This window comes from Komagataeibacter swingsii (assembly GCF_003207895.1).
Lineage (GTDB): Bacteria > Pseudomonadota > Alphaproteobacteria > Acetobacterales > Acetobacteraceae > Komagataeibacter > Komagataeibacter swingsii.
In genome coordinates, this window is record NZ_NKUB01000006.1 from 1 (window position 1) to 13,947 (window position 13,947).

Here is a 13,947-nt window from a genome sequence, read left to right on the forward strand (position 1 = left end):
GGGGCCACCATGACAGGTATGAACGATGTCCCGCCTTTGGCCTGCGCTTTGGCCCGAGCCTCTCGCCGCCAGCGAAACACCAGACTTGGATGGATCCCATACTGTGCAGCCACCTCCCTTATTGGGCGTCGGCTCTCGTAGGACGCGATGACCACTCGCGCGCGAAATTCAGGGGCGTGCCAGCGGCGGCGATCCGAAACGATCTCGATCCGCGAGGCGTCCGCCAGCCTGTCCCGCTCGCCTGTCTCTCTACCGCTCCTTTGGAGCCTCTCTGCGGTACTACCTGCGACACTCGCAGGTAGTACCGCGTCCCTATCTCTTAAATCGCTCATGCTTCATAGCTGAACCAGACCAGAAGTATTCAGCAAGGCGTCAGTCGCCGGGAGCTTACTGCTGATCGAACGGGGTGACGCATGGCGCGACAGGGAAGGGAATGTGCGCTTCCGCAAGGGGCTGCTGGCGACGCTGGAACGGCGGGAACTGGACCGTGATGGCCAGGAGCTGGGGGCATCACGCGGCACGTCATACCGCGTGATGGCAGACGGGGAGAAAATGCGCGGCACGCTGAAGGAGAAGGTCCGGCTGGCCAGCAGAGCCTACGGGCTGGTCGAAAATGCCCAAGAGTTTGTGCTGGTGCCCTGGAAGCCTGTCATCGAGAACCGGATAGGGCAGGAGATTGCCGGTGTCATGCGCGGAGGTGCCCTGGACTGGCAACTCGGGCGGCAGCGGGGGCTGGGATTGTGACGATACGTAATCCTACATTGAATTTGTGCAGGATTATTTGATTGAGAAATTCAATTCCCTGTAGAGGATGAAATCATTAATGCACGTTACGCCAAATGTCTTGCATATATCGGGTATTTTTCGGCGCGAGCGTGTTGCGCTTGGTTTGGAACCCTCTTTTGTGACGACGATGCGATCTGGTTTGACCATAGCTGCGGCAATAAGAAACGGGTCGCGGCCGATCTGTTCCATCTCAACGTCATCCAGATCAGGTGCATATCCGAGAGCTAATACACGCTGCACAGTGGCGCGATCAGGGCTTTCCTCAAGAACTAAAGCCTCCTTTACGTCCGCCCGTTTTAGCCATTCAGCGAGCGGACCGTTCGAAGGAGTGACTTCATTATAGATTTCCAGGGGTATTTTCACGCAGTTCTGGCTTCCCATTTCCAGAAGCCATTCCCAGAACTGAGGAATTCGGTCGATCGGATAGTAGTCTCCGTGAGCACGAATCAGAACGTTTGCGTCGAGCAGATAGAGCGTCATGCAGCGAAGCTTCGCTCTTGAAGAAGGGTGTCGACAGACGTCGGACGCACGCCCAGAATCTTCGCAGCTCTTGTGTGGGTCAGTGTTTCACCCTGGAGCGCACGACGAACCACATTCAAAAGGCTTGTTCCCAGGCGATGGCGACGAACCATGTAATACGAAGGACCACTACCAGTTGATTTCGACGTCCGTTGCTTCTGTTCCCGCCAACGTGCGGCGAATACCTGAAACACAGCTGCCGCAAGTTCATCGGAAATCTTGCCCGTGCTCGCGAGACGGTAGGTGACCACCGCCTGACTGACATTCCATGTCTGGGCGATATGGGTGGTAGCCGTGATAACTTCCGCTACATCGGCGTTATTCAGATCGGGGAGGAGCGGGTCGGTTTCTCGCGGCAGGAGAAACTCCCCCGCAACCTTGTTGCAGAACCGCTCGATCGCGTTTTCAGATACGCTTCCAAGTGGTCCGCTGATACCGCTTTCACCGATCCAGAGATGTGCGAGTTCGTGCATCAGCGTGAAGGCGCGAGCAGGAGCCGCGTCATTGTCGTTGATGACGACAAAAGGTGCGACGTCGTCCGCCAGGGCGAACCCACGAAAGATGTTCTCACCGATATCGGAATGATGAGAACCAAGATCGCCCAGCAGAAGGACATAAATCCCCGTCTTTTCCGCTGCCGCGCGGAGCAACGTGAATAGTGCTACCGGATCTTTCGCCGCCCGCTGCTCATCTACAGTGACGGCCAGTGCAGCCCGGATCGAAGAGACGACTGGCTGGGAGCCTCTTTTCATGGTCGCCGATCCAACGAATGGGAGGCGTAGCTCTTCGTCCTCGTCTTCCAGCACTTCTCGGAGGAGTTGTTGGCGGGCTTTTACGTCCCGAACCAGAGCGTCGAGCAACGCATTCTCTCGAACCGATCCGCGACTCCCGGCGATTGTACGAAAATCTTCGCCACGTTCTCCGCGCTGTGGAGGATGGGGAAGGTAGAACGATACCAGCGGACGCCGATATGCCGCAGCCGCTTTCTGGAGAAGTGTCTCAGTCAGGGGGCGCTCGCCCATTTCGATTGCGCGCAGTTTCTCGACGGCTGTCAGCTTCGCGCTGTCCTTCAGCGCAAGCTTTTCCGCTGCCTCCTCAAGGGATAGCCCTGCGGTCTCCCGCGCCCAGGTCATCATCCCAGGATTGATTTGCACGGTGTGGGCCATTGACTCTCAAAAATTATGCCGTCTGTTGTGACTGGATGATCGTACCTTGTGCGGAGATTACTGCCAAGCGGTGAATGCGTGCGATGCCGGCTGCCGCTCTCATGTGAGCTAATGGTTCATCTTGGATGCGTCGTCCAGAGCGGCAAGGATGACGTTTCCATTGATCCCGATGGCGGTCGTGATGTCGAGAAATTCGATCACATCGATCCGACGCTCGCCGGTTTCGTATTTCGCAACGTAAGACTGCGGCTTGCCGAGCCGCTCCGCCAGCGTAGCCTGGGTCAGCCCCCTGCCGCGCCTTGCTGCGATCAGCAGTTCCATGAGACGGTGCTGTCGCGGAGAGCGCAGCGATTTCGGCATAGGGTGCGGTTCCGGTTGAAACTGAGGAACCGTCCCAATAATCCCGTATCGGGATTATCCCATTTCAGGATATGATCTGCGGACCTGAAGGAAAGGGCAGGATCATGACGTCCCAACCCGAGAACGGAGCCGTTCCAGCCGATGAGGCACCGGACTGCCCACTGCTGACGGCGTACGACCATCTCCATCATGTCACCTATCTCCGCCTCCTCGACGCCGAGGAAGCAGGCGCCGACTGGTGCGAGGTCGCGCGGATCGTACTCGGCCGCGATCCGGCAGCCGACAGGGGCGGCGCGCGGCGATGCTGGGACTCGCATATGGCGCGGGCGCGCTGGATGCGTGACACCGGTTATCGCCAACTCCTGACCATTCCCGGCGGAAAGACGCCGCATTGAACGCTCCCTCCGATTTCTTACACAAAGACCGCCGATTGCCGCACGGCTCCTGAATTACCTTGCCCCGCGCGTGGTTATTCCTCCTGACGGACGGATCATCATCCTGTCACGGAGGTCTTCATGTCCGCGTCACCGCCGGTTTCCGGAATCGCTTCGGGCGGGTGCTGCTGTTCGATCCCACCAATCCGGCCTCGTCGGCCTATAGGTGGTACCGACGTTGTGGTGTTCGAGACCGAAGGGCTGATCGGGTCCGGCGCGGCGTCTTCCGTTCTGTCCTATCTGTTCCATCGTATTGAGGGGAGGCTGGACGGACGGCCGACCCTGCTGGTGATCGACGAAGGCTGGCTGGTGCTGGATGACGGCGACTTCGCGGGTCAGCTCCGGGAGTGGCTGAAAACTCTGCGCAAGAAAAATGCGTCGGTGATTTTCGCGACCCAATCCCTGTCGGACATTGCCAATTCCCGCATTGCGCCGGCCGTGGTGGAAAGCTGCCCGACGCGGATATTCCTGCCCAACGAAAGGGCCATCGAGCCCCAGATCATGGCGCTCTATCGCGATTTCGGCCTGAACGACCGGCAGATTGCCATTATCGCCCGAGCGGCGTCGAAGCGGGAATATTACTGCCAGACCCAGCGAGGAAACCGCCTGTTCGAGCTTGGGCTTGGTCCCGTCGCACTCGGCCTCTGCGCTGCCTCCAGTAGCCAAATGCAGCCCTGCCTAACGGTTTTGCGATCTCCTGCTACGCTTTTCCTTACAGTATCCTGACGACAGGTAGGTGTGGGAAAGGGGAAGCCACATGGCTCAGACATGGGGAGATTTTCAGGCGGTTGTCCAGCTGTCGGCTGGCCTGAATGTGGCGATCCTCAGTTTTGTGGATATCAGTCTGCCTGCCATAAAAGAGCGACGGCGCGTATTTGCCAAGGCACAGCAGGAACTGGACATGCATCGTTCCGCCCCCAGCAAGCTGACCAGCGCGGCACAACTGGAACATGATTGCCAGGTGGATGAAATGAACCAAAAGCTGTATATGTTGTGGAAGGAGTCATCCGCTTTTAGCAACGAAGAAGATTCCCTCATCCATTCTACCGGTATTCTTGGTTTCTTTGGTGCGGTGCTCAGTATGTTCCTGTTGTGGTATTCAGCGGAATACTATGATGTTGTCATTGGCATGACGGGAAAAATGATTATTTCCCTGTCATTTTGTTCCCTGGTCGGGGCATTTATCATCAACTTCATGACAGCATCACAGGCTAGCGTCTTTACTAAAAAGTGTAACGCGATCCGGCAGGAAATGCGTCAGACCCTTTAGCAGCCTGTCGGGTTGGCCATTTTGAGGGTCATAAGGCGGAGGCTAACCTGGCTTATGCTGCGTGAAGCCGTGCCATTCTTTTGCAGTTGTACCCCAACCCGACAGGCTGTTAGAGACTGTTTGAAAAGTCAGCTCATGATAGTGCTTTAAAATTAAAGGAAGTTTTTGGTGAAGCTTTTTGCAAAAGCTTCGAAAGAACGCCGCCTTTTTGAGAAAAAGGCGACACCTAAAAATTTTTATTGTTTTTTATCAATGGGTTGTTTTCAAACAGCTTCTTAGGGGCCTGCCGTGCAGTCCTGCTGGAAGCCTACCAGGAAAATCCGTACTGCATGGTGAAAGCGCGGGTACATGTTCTCTTCAATCCATGACGATTCGGATGCGCAGGCCAAGCTCTGCAACATCAGGTCACCTATGGTCATGCCAAACAGCATGTTGCTGTACATATAAATGTCCTTCACCACATAATGGTTCTGGCGGGCATAACGGTCCAGCCAGCTGGTCAGCACGTTTTCCTTGCCCCCTGCGCGCAGGCTGGTCAGGATCTGCCGGATGTCGGCCGATTCCTGTGATTCGGTAATCAGGGCGCGGATCAGGCTGATCCGGTCGGGCCGGAGAATGATCCGGCCAAGATTCATCAACAGTTCCGTCAGTTCATCCGTCGGGTTTTCACGGTAGTGGCATTTATCCGGCGTGACGTTGAACAACCGGCTGTTGATCAGGGCATGGAACAGGTCCTGCTTGGAATGGAACATCTGGTACAGCGTGCGCTTGGACATGGCGGAATGCTGCGCAACCTTGTCCATCGAGGCCGCGTGGTAGCCGCATTGCTGCAACACCTCGCTTGCGGCATCCAGAATCCGTTCCCGACGTTCGCATTCTTCCATTTCTGGCGGTCGGCCCGGTCCACGCCGGCGGCTGTCGCAATCGTGCGGCGCAGTCGCGGGGGCGTCATGTCCATTCTTGCTCATTCGTAATATGCTCCGACCGCTTTTGTGCGGGTGTCGTGCTTGACCGGCTTATGGAGACGATATAGTTTTCTATTCATTGAAAACCAAATGGTTTCGTTATTTGGCTTTCTTATGGCGGCTATGTGCGGGAAACGGCACACCCGTGATTCAGAAACATTTTATATATAACGGCCTACAAGCCGGTTGGTGACCATGATGCATTACTCCCGTGTCGTAGCCCCGGCGGCTCTGATGCTTGCCCTGGCCGCATGCCAGCGGCATGCGGCTCCGCCCGCGCTTCCACCCCAGCCGGTCAAGGTCGTGACGCTCAGGGCGGAACCGGTGGAAATCCATACGATGCTGCCGGGGCGGACCGAAGCTTTTGAAATCGCGCAGGTCCGCCCGCAGGTCAGCGGCGTCATCCAGCAGCGCCTGTTTGTCGAAGGCACCGATGTGCAGGCAGGCCAGCAACTGTACCAGATCGACCCCCGTGTGTATCAGGCGGCAGTGGACAGCGCGCAGGGCCAGCTCCTGCACGCGCAGGGCAACGAGGTCACCGCCCACGCCAAGCTTAACCGCTATGGGCCATTGCTCAAGGCCCATGCCGTCAGCCAGCAGGACTATGATGACGCGCTGGCCGCCGAACGCGCGGCCCAGGGTGATGTCCTGACCGCCAGGGGACAACTGGAACGCGCAACCGTCGATCTGGGCTATACCCACATGAATGCGCCGATCACCGGGCGCATCGGCCGCTCCATCCTGACCGTGGGGGCGCTGGTGACCGCCAACCAGACCAATAACGTCGCCATCGTGACCCGGCTTGACCCGATTTACGTGGATGTGAACCTGCCCGCGACCGAACTGCTGCGCTTCAAGCGCGAGCTGGCGCAGGGCCGGTTGACGCGTGCGGGCGACAACGCCGCCGCCATCACCATTTCGCTGGAGGACGGCACGACGTACGAACATTCCGGCCGGATGGAATTTTCGGAAGTGAATGTTGACGAATCCACCGCCACGGTCGTGGTGCGGGCCGTCATGCCCAATCCCGAGCGCCTTCTGCTGCCGGGCATGTATGTCCATGCCCAACTGGCCGAGGGAACGGACCCCACCGCCCTGCTGGTGCCGCAGCAGGCGGTGCAGCGCAATTCCCATGGCGACCCGCAGGTATGGGTGGTTGACGCCGATAACAAGGTGAACCTGCGTCCCATCACCGTCGGCCAGGCCATTGGCACGAACTGGCTGGTGACGGACGGGCTGAAGGGTGGCGACCGCGTGGTGGTCGAGGGCCTGCAGAAGATCCATCCCGGCGATACCGTGGCCCCGGCGGATGCATCCGCCCCGTCCAAGGCAGGATAAGCCCCCATGTCTCTGTCGCGCTTTTTTATTGACCGGCCCGTTTTCGCATGGGTGATCGGGCTGATCATCATGCTGGTGGGCGCGGTTTCGATCTTCCGCCTGCCTATCGCCCAGTATCCCAGTATCGCCCCGCCACAGATCGCGATTTCGGTCACCTATCCCGGCGCGTCCGCCGATACGGTGAACGATACGGTCGTGCGCCCGATCCTGCAGCAGATGTTCGGGCTGGATCATCTGGAATATATTTCCTCGCAGTCCTACGCATCGGGACAGATGGAAATCGACCTGACCTTCGCGCAGGGAACCAATCCCGACATCGCGCAGGTGCAGGTGCAGAACAAGCTGCAACTTGCGCAGCCCAAGCTGCCGCAGGAAGTGACGGCGCAGGGGCTGAGCATCACGAAGGCCGTCAAGAACTTCATGATGGTCATCGCCTTCATCTCGACCGATAACAGCATGAGCGGCGCGGACATCGCCGATTACGTGGCGTCCAACATCTCCGACCCCCTCAGCCGCGTGACGGGTGTGGGCGACCATACGCTGTTCGGTTCGGAATATGCCATGCGCATCTGGCTCGACCCGTCCAAGCTGTACAAATACGGCCTGACGGTCGGTGACGTGCAGACCGGCATCCAGACACAGAACATCCAGGTCTCGTCCGGTGAACTGGGCGGCGTGCCTGCGGTCAAGGGCGCGCGTCTGGACGCCACCATCATCGGGCCGACGCGCCTGCGCTCGCCCGAGGAGTTCGAGAAGATCCTGCTCAAGGTGCAGCAGGACGGATCGCAGGTGCGCATCCGCGATGTCGCCCATGTGGAGCTGGGGCCGCAGACCTACAACACCCATTCCTTCTACAACAACATGCCCGCATCGGGCATGGCGCTGAAACTCGCCCCCGGCGCCAACCAGCTCCAGACCGAAACCGCGGTGCGCGCGCAGATCAGGGAGCTGGAACAGTTCTTCCCACCGGGGCTGAAGACCGTTTATCCGCTGGATACGGAACCCTTCATCGTCCTGTCGATCAAGGACGTGATCATCACCCTGATCGAGGCCATCGCGCTGGTGTTCCTGGTGATGCTGGTGTTCCTGCAGAACTTCCGCGCCACTCTGATCCCGACCATCGCGGTGCCGGTGGTGCTGCTGGGTACGTTCGGCATCCTTGCCGTCCTTGGGTTTTCCATCAATACGCTGACCATGCTGGCCATGGTGCTGGCGGTCGGCCTGCTGGTGGATGACGCCATCGTGGTGGTGGAAAATGTCGAGCGCGTCATGACGGAAAAGAAGCTTTCGCCCAGGGAAGCCGCGCGTCAGTCGATGGATGAGATTTCGGGCGCGCTGGTCGGCATCGTGCTGGTGCTGACGGCGGTATTCCTGCCCATGGCGGCCTTCAGCGGGTCAACCGGGGTGATCTATCGCCAGTTTTCCATCACCATCGTCGCGGCCATGTGGCTGTCGGTGCTGGTGGCGATGGTCATGACGCCCGCCCTGTGCGCCACGATGCTCAAGCCCGGCAGCCATGAAAAGACCACGGGGTTCGCAGGCTGGTTCAACCGTCATTTCAGTCGCCTGACCAACAGCTACCAGAAGGGCGTGACCCGCGTGCTGGGGCATGTCGGCCTGTCCATGCTGGTGTTCGTGCTGATAACGGCGGGCGTGGGCTGGCTGTTCATGCGCCTGCCCGGTGGCTTCCTGCCCGATGAGGACCAGGGCCTGATCTTTGGCCAGGTGACCATGCCCGCCGGGTCCACGCTGGAGGAGACGGCGGCGGTCAACCGCAAGGTGGCCGACTATATCCTCAGGACCGAAGGCAGGAATGTCGAATCCGTCTATTCCATGAACGGGTTCAACTTCGCGGGGCAGGGGCAGAGCGCTGGCGCCTTCTTCATCCGGCTGAAGGACTGGGATGAACGCCCCGCCGCCAGCCAGACATCGGCCGCGATCGCCATGCGCATCATGATGCATTTCTGGATGGACCCGGTGGCGCAGATCTTCGCCATCAACCCGCCCGCCGTGCTGGAACTGGGTAACGCCACCGGCTTCGACCTGGAACTGGAAGACCGTGGCCACCTTGGGCATTCCAGGCTGCTGGAGGCACGCAACATGGTGCTGGGCATGGCGGCGAAGGATCACCGCCTGACAGCCGTGCGCCCCAATGGCATGGAAGACGCGCCACAGTTCCACCTGAACATCGACCGTGAAAAGGCCAATGCGCTGGGCATCACCATCGCGGATATCAACACCACGATCGAAGGCGCGCTGGGGTCGATCTACGTCAACCAGTTCCTGCGTGATGACCGTGTGAAGCAGGTCTATATCCAGGGCGAGCCGGATGCCCGCATGATTCCTGATGACCTGAACAAGTGGTATATCCGCAACGCAACAGGCGGCATGGTGCCGTTCAATGCCTTTGTGTCCGGCGAGTGGATCATGGGGCCGCAGAAGGTGGAGGACTATAACGGCCTCAACGCCTTTGAAATCCTTGGGCAGCCGGCAGCGGGCTACAGTTCGGGTGATTCGATCGCCGCGATGAAGGAAATCCTGGCCAGGCTGCCAAAGGGCGTCGGCTATGAATGGACCGGCCTGTCCTTTGAACAGATGGCGTCGGGGTCTTCCACCGGGCCGCTTTACGCGCTGGCCATGATCGTCATCCTGTTCTGCCTTGCCGCCCTGTATGAAAGCTGGGCCATTCCCTTTGCCGTGCTGCTGGTCATTCCGCTGGGCGTGCTGGGGGCGATTGTCGCGACCCTTGGGCGCGGGCTGGCCAATGACGTGTATTTCCAGGTCGGCCTGCTAACCACCGTGGGGCTGGCGGTTAAGAACGCCATCCTGATCGTGGAATTCGCCAAGGCGTTTTTCGAACAGGGCGCAACGCTGGAGGAATCCGTGCTGGAAGCCGGGCGTGAACGCCTGCGTCCCATCCTCATGACCTCCATTGCCTTCGTGGTGGGCGTGTTCCCGCTGGCGATCGCCAGCGGGGCAGGGTCGGCTGCGCGTATTGCAATCGGCACGGCGGTGGTGGGCGGCATGGTGACGGCGACGTTGCTGGCCGTCTATTTCGTGCCGCTGTTCTTTGTGGTCGTGCTGCGCCTGTTCCGTGTGCAGCGCATGTCCGAACGGACAAAGGGAGAGTAATGCAGATGACCGTTCTCCCCACGATCAGGCGCGCCGCCACGGCTGGCATGGCGGCAGTGCTGCTGGCGGGCTGTACCATGATCCCGCATTACAAGCGCCCCACGCCCCCGCTGGCCAAGGCTTGGCCGGCCTATGCCAATACCGGCGATCCAGTGCTTGAAAACCCGCTGGCGGCCGATCTGGGCTGGTCGGAATTCTTTACCGACCCCCGGTTGAAGGCGCTGATTGCCATCGCCATCCGCCAGAACCGTGACCTGCGGCAGGCGGCGGCTGATATCCGCCGGGCACAGGGGCAGTACGATATCCAGCACGCCACCCTGTTCCCCGCCATCAGCGGTGGGGGCGAGGCGATATTCCAGGGGCCATCGGATGCCGCCGGCCTGAGCTTCGCGCCGGGCCTGGATACCGGCAACCCACCCATGTTCAAATACTACCAGATGGGCATTGGTGTTTCGTCGTACGAGATCGACCTGTTCGGGCGTATCCGCAGCATGTCGCGCGAAGCGGCGGAACATGCGCTGATGCAGCGCGAAAACGCCCGTGCGATGCTGATCAGCATCATATCGCAGGTGGCCACGGCCTATATTTCCTGGCTGGGCGACCAGGCGCAGCTTCGCCTGTCGGATGAAACCATGGCCTCCCAGCAGCAGACGCTGGAGATGGTCAAGGCCCGTTTCGCGCATGGTGAGACGGATGAGATGAATGTGCGCCAGACCGAAACGCAGGTTGCGCAAAGCGGCGCCTTCCGCGATGAATCGCGCAGGCATGTGGCGCAGGATGAAAACCTGCTGGCCCTGCTGATCGGCCAGCCCATTCCCGATAACCTGCCCCCCGCGCATCCGCTGGGGCAACAGACCATCATGCAGGACCTGCCGCCGGGCCTGCCGGCGGATGTGCTGGAACACCGGCCGGACATCATGGCGGCCGAACATGACCTGCTGGCGGCCAATGCGGATATCGGCGCGGCCAAGGCTGCGTTCTACCCCCGCATTACCCTGACCGCATCGGACGGGATCAGCAGCCTGCAGCCGCACAAGCTGTTCACTTCGGCCGCTACGACATGGGGTGTTTCACCACAGTTGCAGGTACCCCTGCTGAACTGGGGCCAGAACAGCGGCAACCTGAAGGCATCGCGCGCCATGCGGGCATCCAAGGCGGCGGCGTATGAAAAAACGGTGCAGTCCGCCTTCCGTGAAGTGGCGGATGCGCTGGCCGCGCGCGATACCTACCGTGATGAAACCGCGCAGATGGACCGTTATGTATCCACAACGGGGGATGCCTACCGGCTGGCCATGCTGCGCTACAGGGCGGGGACGGATTCCTACATCACATCCCTTGTCTCGCAACGTAGCTACCTGCAGGCGCAGCAGTGGCGGATATCCATTGCGGTGTCGCGTTACCAGAACCTCGTCACCCTGTACCGTGCGCTGGGTGGCGGCTGGACCGAGCATACCCCCACGCCCCAGCCTGCCAGGGGACAGAAGGCCACGCGCAAGGGATAGTTACGGCCAGGGACCATTTTTAATGGCATGGGGGCATGTTGCGGGACGTGGCACCAGGCATGTCCCGCCGGCTGGCGGCATGAAACGGTTTTTCGGGCTGTCGCCCGCCCCCTTCAATCCGTATAACGGCCGCTACGGCCCTGCTTGATGCGACTGCGGTGCTGTTTGTTGTCCAGCCGCTTCCTGCGCTGCGTGCGTGAGGGACGTGTGGGCACGCGATATGCCTGCACGGTGCTGGCCTGCGCGATCATGTCCTGCAGGCGGGCGACCGCGTCCTCGCGGTTGCGGATCTGGCTGCGGAAACGCCGGGCCGTCAGCACGATCACGCCGTCGGCTGTCATCCGGCTGCCTGCCACCTCGATCAGCCGGTGCTTGACCCGGCCGGGCAGGGTGGGGGAGTTGCGCGCGTCAAAACGCAGCTGGGCTGCTGTTGCGACCTTGTTGACGTTCTGCCCGCCGGGGCCGGATGCCAGGATGTAGGTCACATGTAATTCATCATCGGGTATGATGGGGGATGACATGGCGGTTTACGGTCCTGTCGGGCGGAAGGTATATCGTAAGCTTATGGGCCGCCCTGCATGGGCAGCATTGCTGTGCTGGCCGTTTGCTATCACCATGCCTGCCGCAAGATGACAAGAGCGGAGTAGCACAATCATGAATGATGAGGCGGTCACGGACCAGTTGCGCAAGGCCCTTGCGCAGGCAGCGGGCGATGCGGCGCAGGCCAAGGTGATGCCCGTGGTCAAGATGATTGCGGCCCAGCAGCTTGTGGTCATGGACCTTATGCAGATGCTGGTTGATGCCAGGGTGCTGCATGCGGATGAAATCGCCGCACGCATGCGCCACCATATCGACCATACCGATGCAAAGGACATGGCGGCACGGACCCTGTTTGAACAGGTACGCGCCCGGTTTGCATCCGGTGTCAAACCCTCCTGATATCATAAGGAAGTGTGCATATGGCTGATCATCCCCCCGCCCTGCGGGCCGAAATCGCGGCGCTGAAGACGGAACTGGCGCGTATGCGTGACGAACTGGCCATGGCGCGCAAGACGATACAGGACCTTAACCTGAAACTGCGGCGTGAGCAGACACGTCCCCCCACCGCGCGCTGACACGGTGGCATGACAAGGTATTTTCCATCATGAATGAAGAACGCGACGCAGCCGGCCGGGCTGTGGTCTATCCCACCGTCAGTTGCGGGGCGGAAGCGGTGCAGGACTCCATCGTGGTCATGGACCTGTTCATGGCGACATCGCCCGAACACATGCCCAAGGGCAACAAACGTGTTGTAACCGTGCTGCCGCCGGAACTGGCCCTTAACCTTGCCGAACAACTGCGCCATGCCGCCGAACGCGTGCAGGCGGCACGGGCGGATAAAAAGGCTGAATGACTATTTAAAAAACAATAAAGGTTTCTGGGTGCCGCCTTTTTTCAAAAAGGCGGCGTTCTTCGCAGCTTTTCGAAAAAAGCTTCACCAAAAACTTCCTTATGACGGCGGGATGTTTTCCGGGCGGCCGTCATGACGCCTGAACTGGCGCATGCCGGCATAACGCAGGTTGAGCGCAACCCTTCCCCCCTGCACGGTAGGAATGGTCATGGTATTTTCCAGCCCGCCGCGCATGGCCTTCTGGGACGCCATATGCACGATGCCCACAGGTGGATGGGGAAAGAACAGGTTGGCCAGTTGCCCGGTGCTTTCATCCAGCAGCCAGGGACCAAGGTAGTTGTGGCCGTTATCAAGGAAGGTGACGGGCTGGCCGTCGATATAGACCGCCAGCGCCATGCACAGCTGGTCCTGCGTGAAGGCCATGCCGCGCCGGGGCAGGATCAGCGCCTGCCAGCGCCGCAACACGGGCCAGATCGTAGCATCGCGATGCAGGCAGAACACGCCCGCATTCAGCAGGGGCTTGGCGCCGATGCGCTTGCGGATATGGAATGGCAGCCGGGCGCGGCTGGCATTCTTGTAAAGGAAAGAGCGGATCTGCATCCACCCCGGGCAGATCCAGCGCACCCCCAGCAGGTTGGCGATCTTGGCGCCGATTTCCGGCACGATGGCCAGCGCGCCGCCCTCGCCCGCGGCAAATACCTGTTCCAGCGCCCCGCCGTCCTGCACCCATGTATCGGCATCCAGCCACGCGATCAGGTCGAATTCCGGCAGCATCTGGTCCAGCCACAGCTTGCTTATGTTGATGGCAAGGCTGGGGCGGTTCCGGATGGCGCGCCTGGGGGCATGATCGGGGATATGGGGCGTGATGGTCCGTATGCCCCGTGCCCGCAGCCGCGCCACCTGTTCCGGCGTCATGCCGCAGTCGATGACCCCGATAGGGGTATCGGCATGATCGCGTATGGAGGCGACCAGTTCGTCCACCAGATGGAAATAGCTGTGATCGCATCCGGTGACGATAATCCGGCGGCTGGTCGATTGGGGTGTGGCGCTGGGGGCATGCGGTGTCATGCCCGGCATCATAGGGA

At 60.2% G+C, this 13,947-nt stretch carries 16 protein-coding genes and 1 pseudogene; 10 read left to right on the forward strand and 7 right to left on the reverse strand.

Going from position 1 to position 13,947, the window contains the following annotated elements; all coding sequences use genetic code 11:
- The coding region (locus CFR76_RS06520) for a transposase (RefSeq protein WP_244191814.1) at nucleotides 1-332 on the reverse strand (332 nt) is incomplete at its 3' end.
- Nucleotides 333-396: 64 nt separating this feature from the next.
- Between CFR76_RS06520 and CFR76_RS06525 the strand changes: the two genes are divergently transcribed.
- Nucleotides 397-744 carry a DUF3363 domain-containing protein gene (locus CFR76_RS06525; RefSeq protein WP_264986476.1) on the forward strand — a complete coding sequence of 116 codons (348 nt, stop codon included), beginning with the start codon at nucleotides 397-399 and terminating at the stop codon, nucleotides 742-744.
- 33 nt (nucleotides 745-777) lie between these two features.
- Here CFR76_RS06525 and CFR76_RS06530 read toward each other — a convergent pair whose 3' ends face one another.
- From CFR76_RS06530 to CFR76_RS06540, 3 genes are all read right to left on the reverse strand, one after another.
- Nucleotides 778-1,266, reverse strand: a complete 489-nt coding sequence (locus tag CFR76_RS06530; RefSeq protein ID WP_006560424.1) for a DUF4411 family protein — start codon at nucleotides 1,264-1,266, stop codon at nucleotides 778-780.
- Nucleotides 1,263-2,471, reverse strand: a complete 1,209-nt coding sequence (locus CFR76_RS06535; RefSeq protein ID WP_110556407.1) for an XRE family transcriptional regulator — start codon at nucleotides 2,469-2,471, stop codon at nucleotides 1,263-1,265. The genes CFR76_RS06530 and CFR76_RS06535 overlap by 4 nt, the downstream gene beginning before the upstream one ends.
- A 108-nt stretch (nucleotides 2,472-2,579) precedes the next feature.
- Nucleotides 2,580-2,792, reverse strand: a complete 213-nt coding sequence (locus CFR76_RS06540) for a helix-turn-helix domain-containing protein (protein ID WP_244191816.1) — start codon at nucleotides 2,790-2,792, stop codon at nucleotides 2,580-2,582.
- Nucleotides 2,793-2,935: 143 nt separating this feature from the next.
- Here CFR76_RS06540 and CFR76_RS06545 point away from each other — a divergent pair, with 143 nt between their 5' ends.
- The 3 genes and pseudogenes from CFR76_RS06545 (at nucleotide 2,936) to CFR76_RS06555 (ending at nucleotide 4,535) form a co-directional block, all read left to right on the forward strand.
- Nucleotides 2,936-3,226 carry a DNA -binding domain-containing protein gene (locus CFR76_RS06545; RefSeq protein ID WP_110556506.1) on the forward strand — a complete coding sequence of 97 codons (291 nt, stop codon included), beginning with the start codon at nucleotides 2,936-2,938 and terminating at the stop codon, nucleotides 3,224-3,226.
- Nucleotides 3,227-3,427: 201 nt separating this feature from the next.
- Nucleotides 3,428-3,922, forward strand: a pseudogene (locus CFR76_RS06550) (TraG/VirB4 family ATPase); the annotation flags it as partial.
- 100 nt (nucleotides 3,923-4,022) lie between these two features.
- Entirely contained in the window at nucleotides 4,023-4,535 is a 513-nt protein-coding gene (locus tag CFR76_RS06555; protein WP_110556409.1) for a hypothetical protein, read from the forward strand.
- Nucleotides 4,536-4,810: 275 nt separating this feature from the next.
- Here the strand turns inward: CFR76_RS06555 and CFR76_RS06560 are convergent, their stop codons facing one another.
- Nucleotides 4,811-5,503, reverse strand: coding sequence for a TetR/AcrR family transcriptional regulator (locus CFR76_RS06560; protein ID WP_244191817.1), 693 nt, complete (start codon nucleotides 5,501-5,503; stop codon nucleotides 4,811-4,813).
- A 192-nt stretch (nucleotides 5,504-5,695) separates the two neighbouring features.
- Between CFR76_RS06560 and CFR76_RS06565 the strand changes: the two genes are divergently transcribed.
- Genes CFR76_RS06565 through CFR76_RS06575 form a run of 3 tightly spaced genes read left to right on the forward strand, consistent with a single transcriptional unit; the run spans nucleotide 5,696 to nucleotide 11,472 of the window.
- Nucleotides 5,696-6,838 carry an efflux RND transporter periplasmic adaptor subunit gene (locus tag CFR76_RS06565; RefSeq protein ID WP_110556411.1) on the forward strand — a complete coding sequence of 381 codons (1,143 nt, stop codon included), beginning with the start codon at nucleotides 5,696-5,698 and terminating at the stop codon, nucleotides 6,836-6,838.
- A 6-nt stretch (nucleotides 6,839-6,844) separates the two neighbouring features.
- The gene (locus tag CFR76_RS06570; RefSeq protein ID WP_110556412.1) at nucleotides 6,845-9,970 is read left to right on the forward strand and encodes an efflux RND transporter permease subunit; all 3,126 of its coding nucleotides are present in this window, start codon (nucleotides 6,845-6,847) and stop codon (nucleotides 9,968-9,970) included.
- Nucleotides 9,970-11,472 (forward strand): efflux transporter outer membrane subunit, encoded by a 1,503-nt coding sequence (locus tag CFR76_RS06575; protein ID WP_110556413.1) that lies wholly within the window; start codon nucleotides 9,970-9,972, stop codon nucleotides 11,470-11,472. Before CFR76_RS06570 ends, CFR76_RS06575 begins: the two co-directional genes overlap by 1 nt.
- A 113-nt stretch (nucleotides 11,473-11,585) precedes the next feature.
- Here CFR76_RS06575 and arfB read toward each other — a convergent pair whose 3' ends face one another.
- Nucleotides 11,586-11,993 (reverse strand): alternative ribosome rescue aminoacyl-tRNA hydrolase ArfB, encoded by a 408-nt coding sequence (gene arfB / locus CFR76_RS06580; RefSeq protein WP_110556414.1) that lies wholly within the window; start codon nucleotides 11,991-11,993, stop codon nucleotides 11,586-11,588.
- 133 nt (nucleotides 11,994-12,126) lie between these two features.
- On the opposite strand from arfB, the gene CFR76_RS06585 reads away from it, so the two are divergent.
- From CFR76_RS06585 to CFR76_RS06590, 3 genes are read left to right on the forward strand one after another with little or no spacing between them, the layout of a single operon-like run.
- The gene (locus CFR76_RS06585) at nucleotides 12,127-12,411 is read left to right on the forward strand and encodes a hypothetical protein (protein WP_110556415.1); all 285 of its coding nucleotides are present in this window, start codon (nucleotides 12,127-12,129) and stop codon (nucleotides 12,409-12,411) included.
- Nucleotides 12,412-12,431: 20 nt separating this feature from the next.
- The gene (locus CFR76_RS17965) at nucleotides 12,432-12,587 is read left to right on the forward strand and encodes a hypothetical protein (protein ID WP_167331474.1); all 156 of its coding nucleotides are present in this window, start codon (nucleotides 12,432-12,434) and stop codon (nucleotides 12,585-12,587) included.
- Nucleotides 12,588-12,616: 29 nt separating this feature from the next.
- Nucleotides 12,617-12,865, forward strand: coding sequence for a hypothetical protein (locus CFR76_RS06590; RefSeq protein ID WP_110556416.1), 249 nt, complete (start codon nucleotides 12,617-12,619; stop codon nucleotides 12,863-12,865).
- Between the two features lie 96 nt (nucleotides 12,866-12,961).
- On the opposite strand, the gene CFR76_RS06595 is transcribed toward CFR76_RS06590, so the two are convergent.
- Nucleotides 12,962-13,942: a glycosyl transferase gene (locus CFR76_RS06595; protein ID WP_110556417.1), complete on the reverse strand. Its 981-nt coding sequence runs from the start codon at nucleotides 13,940-13,942 to the stop codon at nucleotides 12,962-12,964.
- Nucleotides 13,943-13,947: the final 5 nt, after the last annotated feature.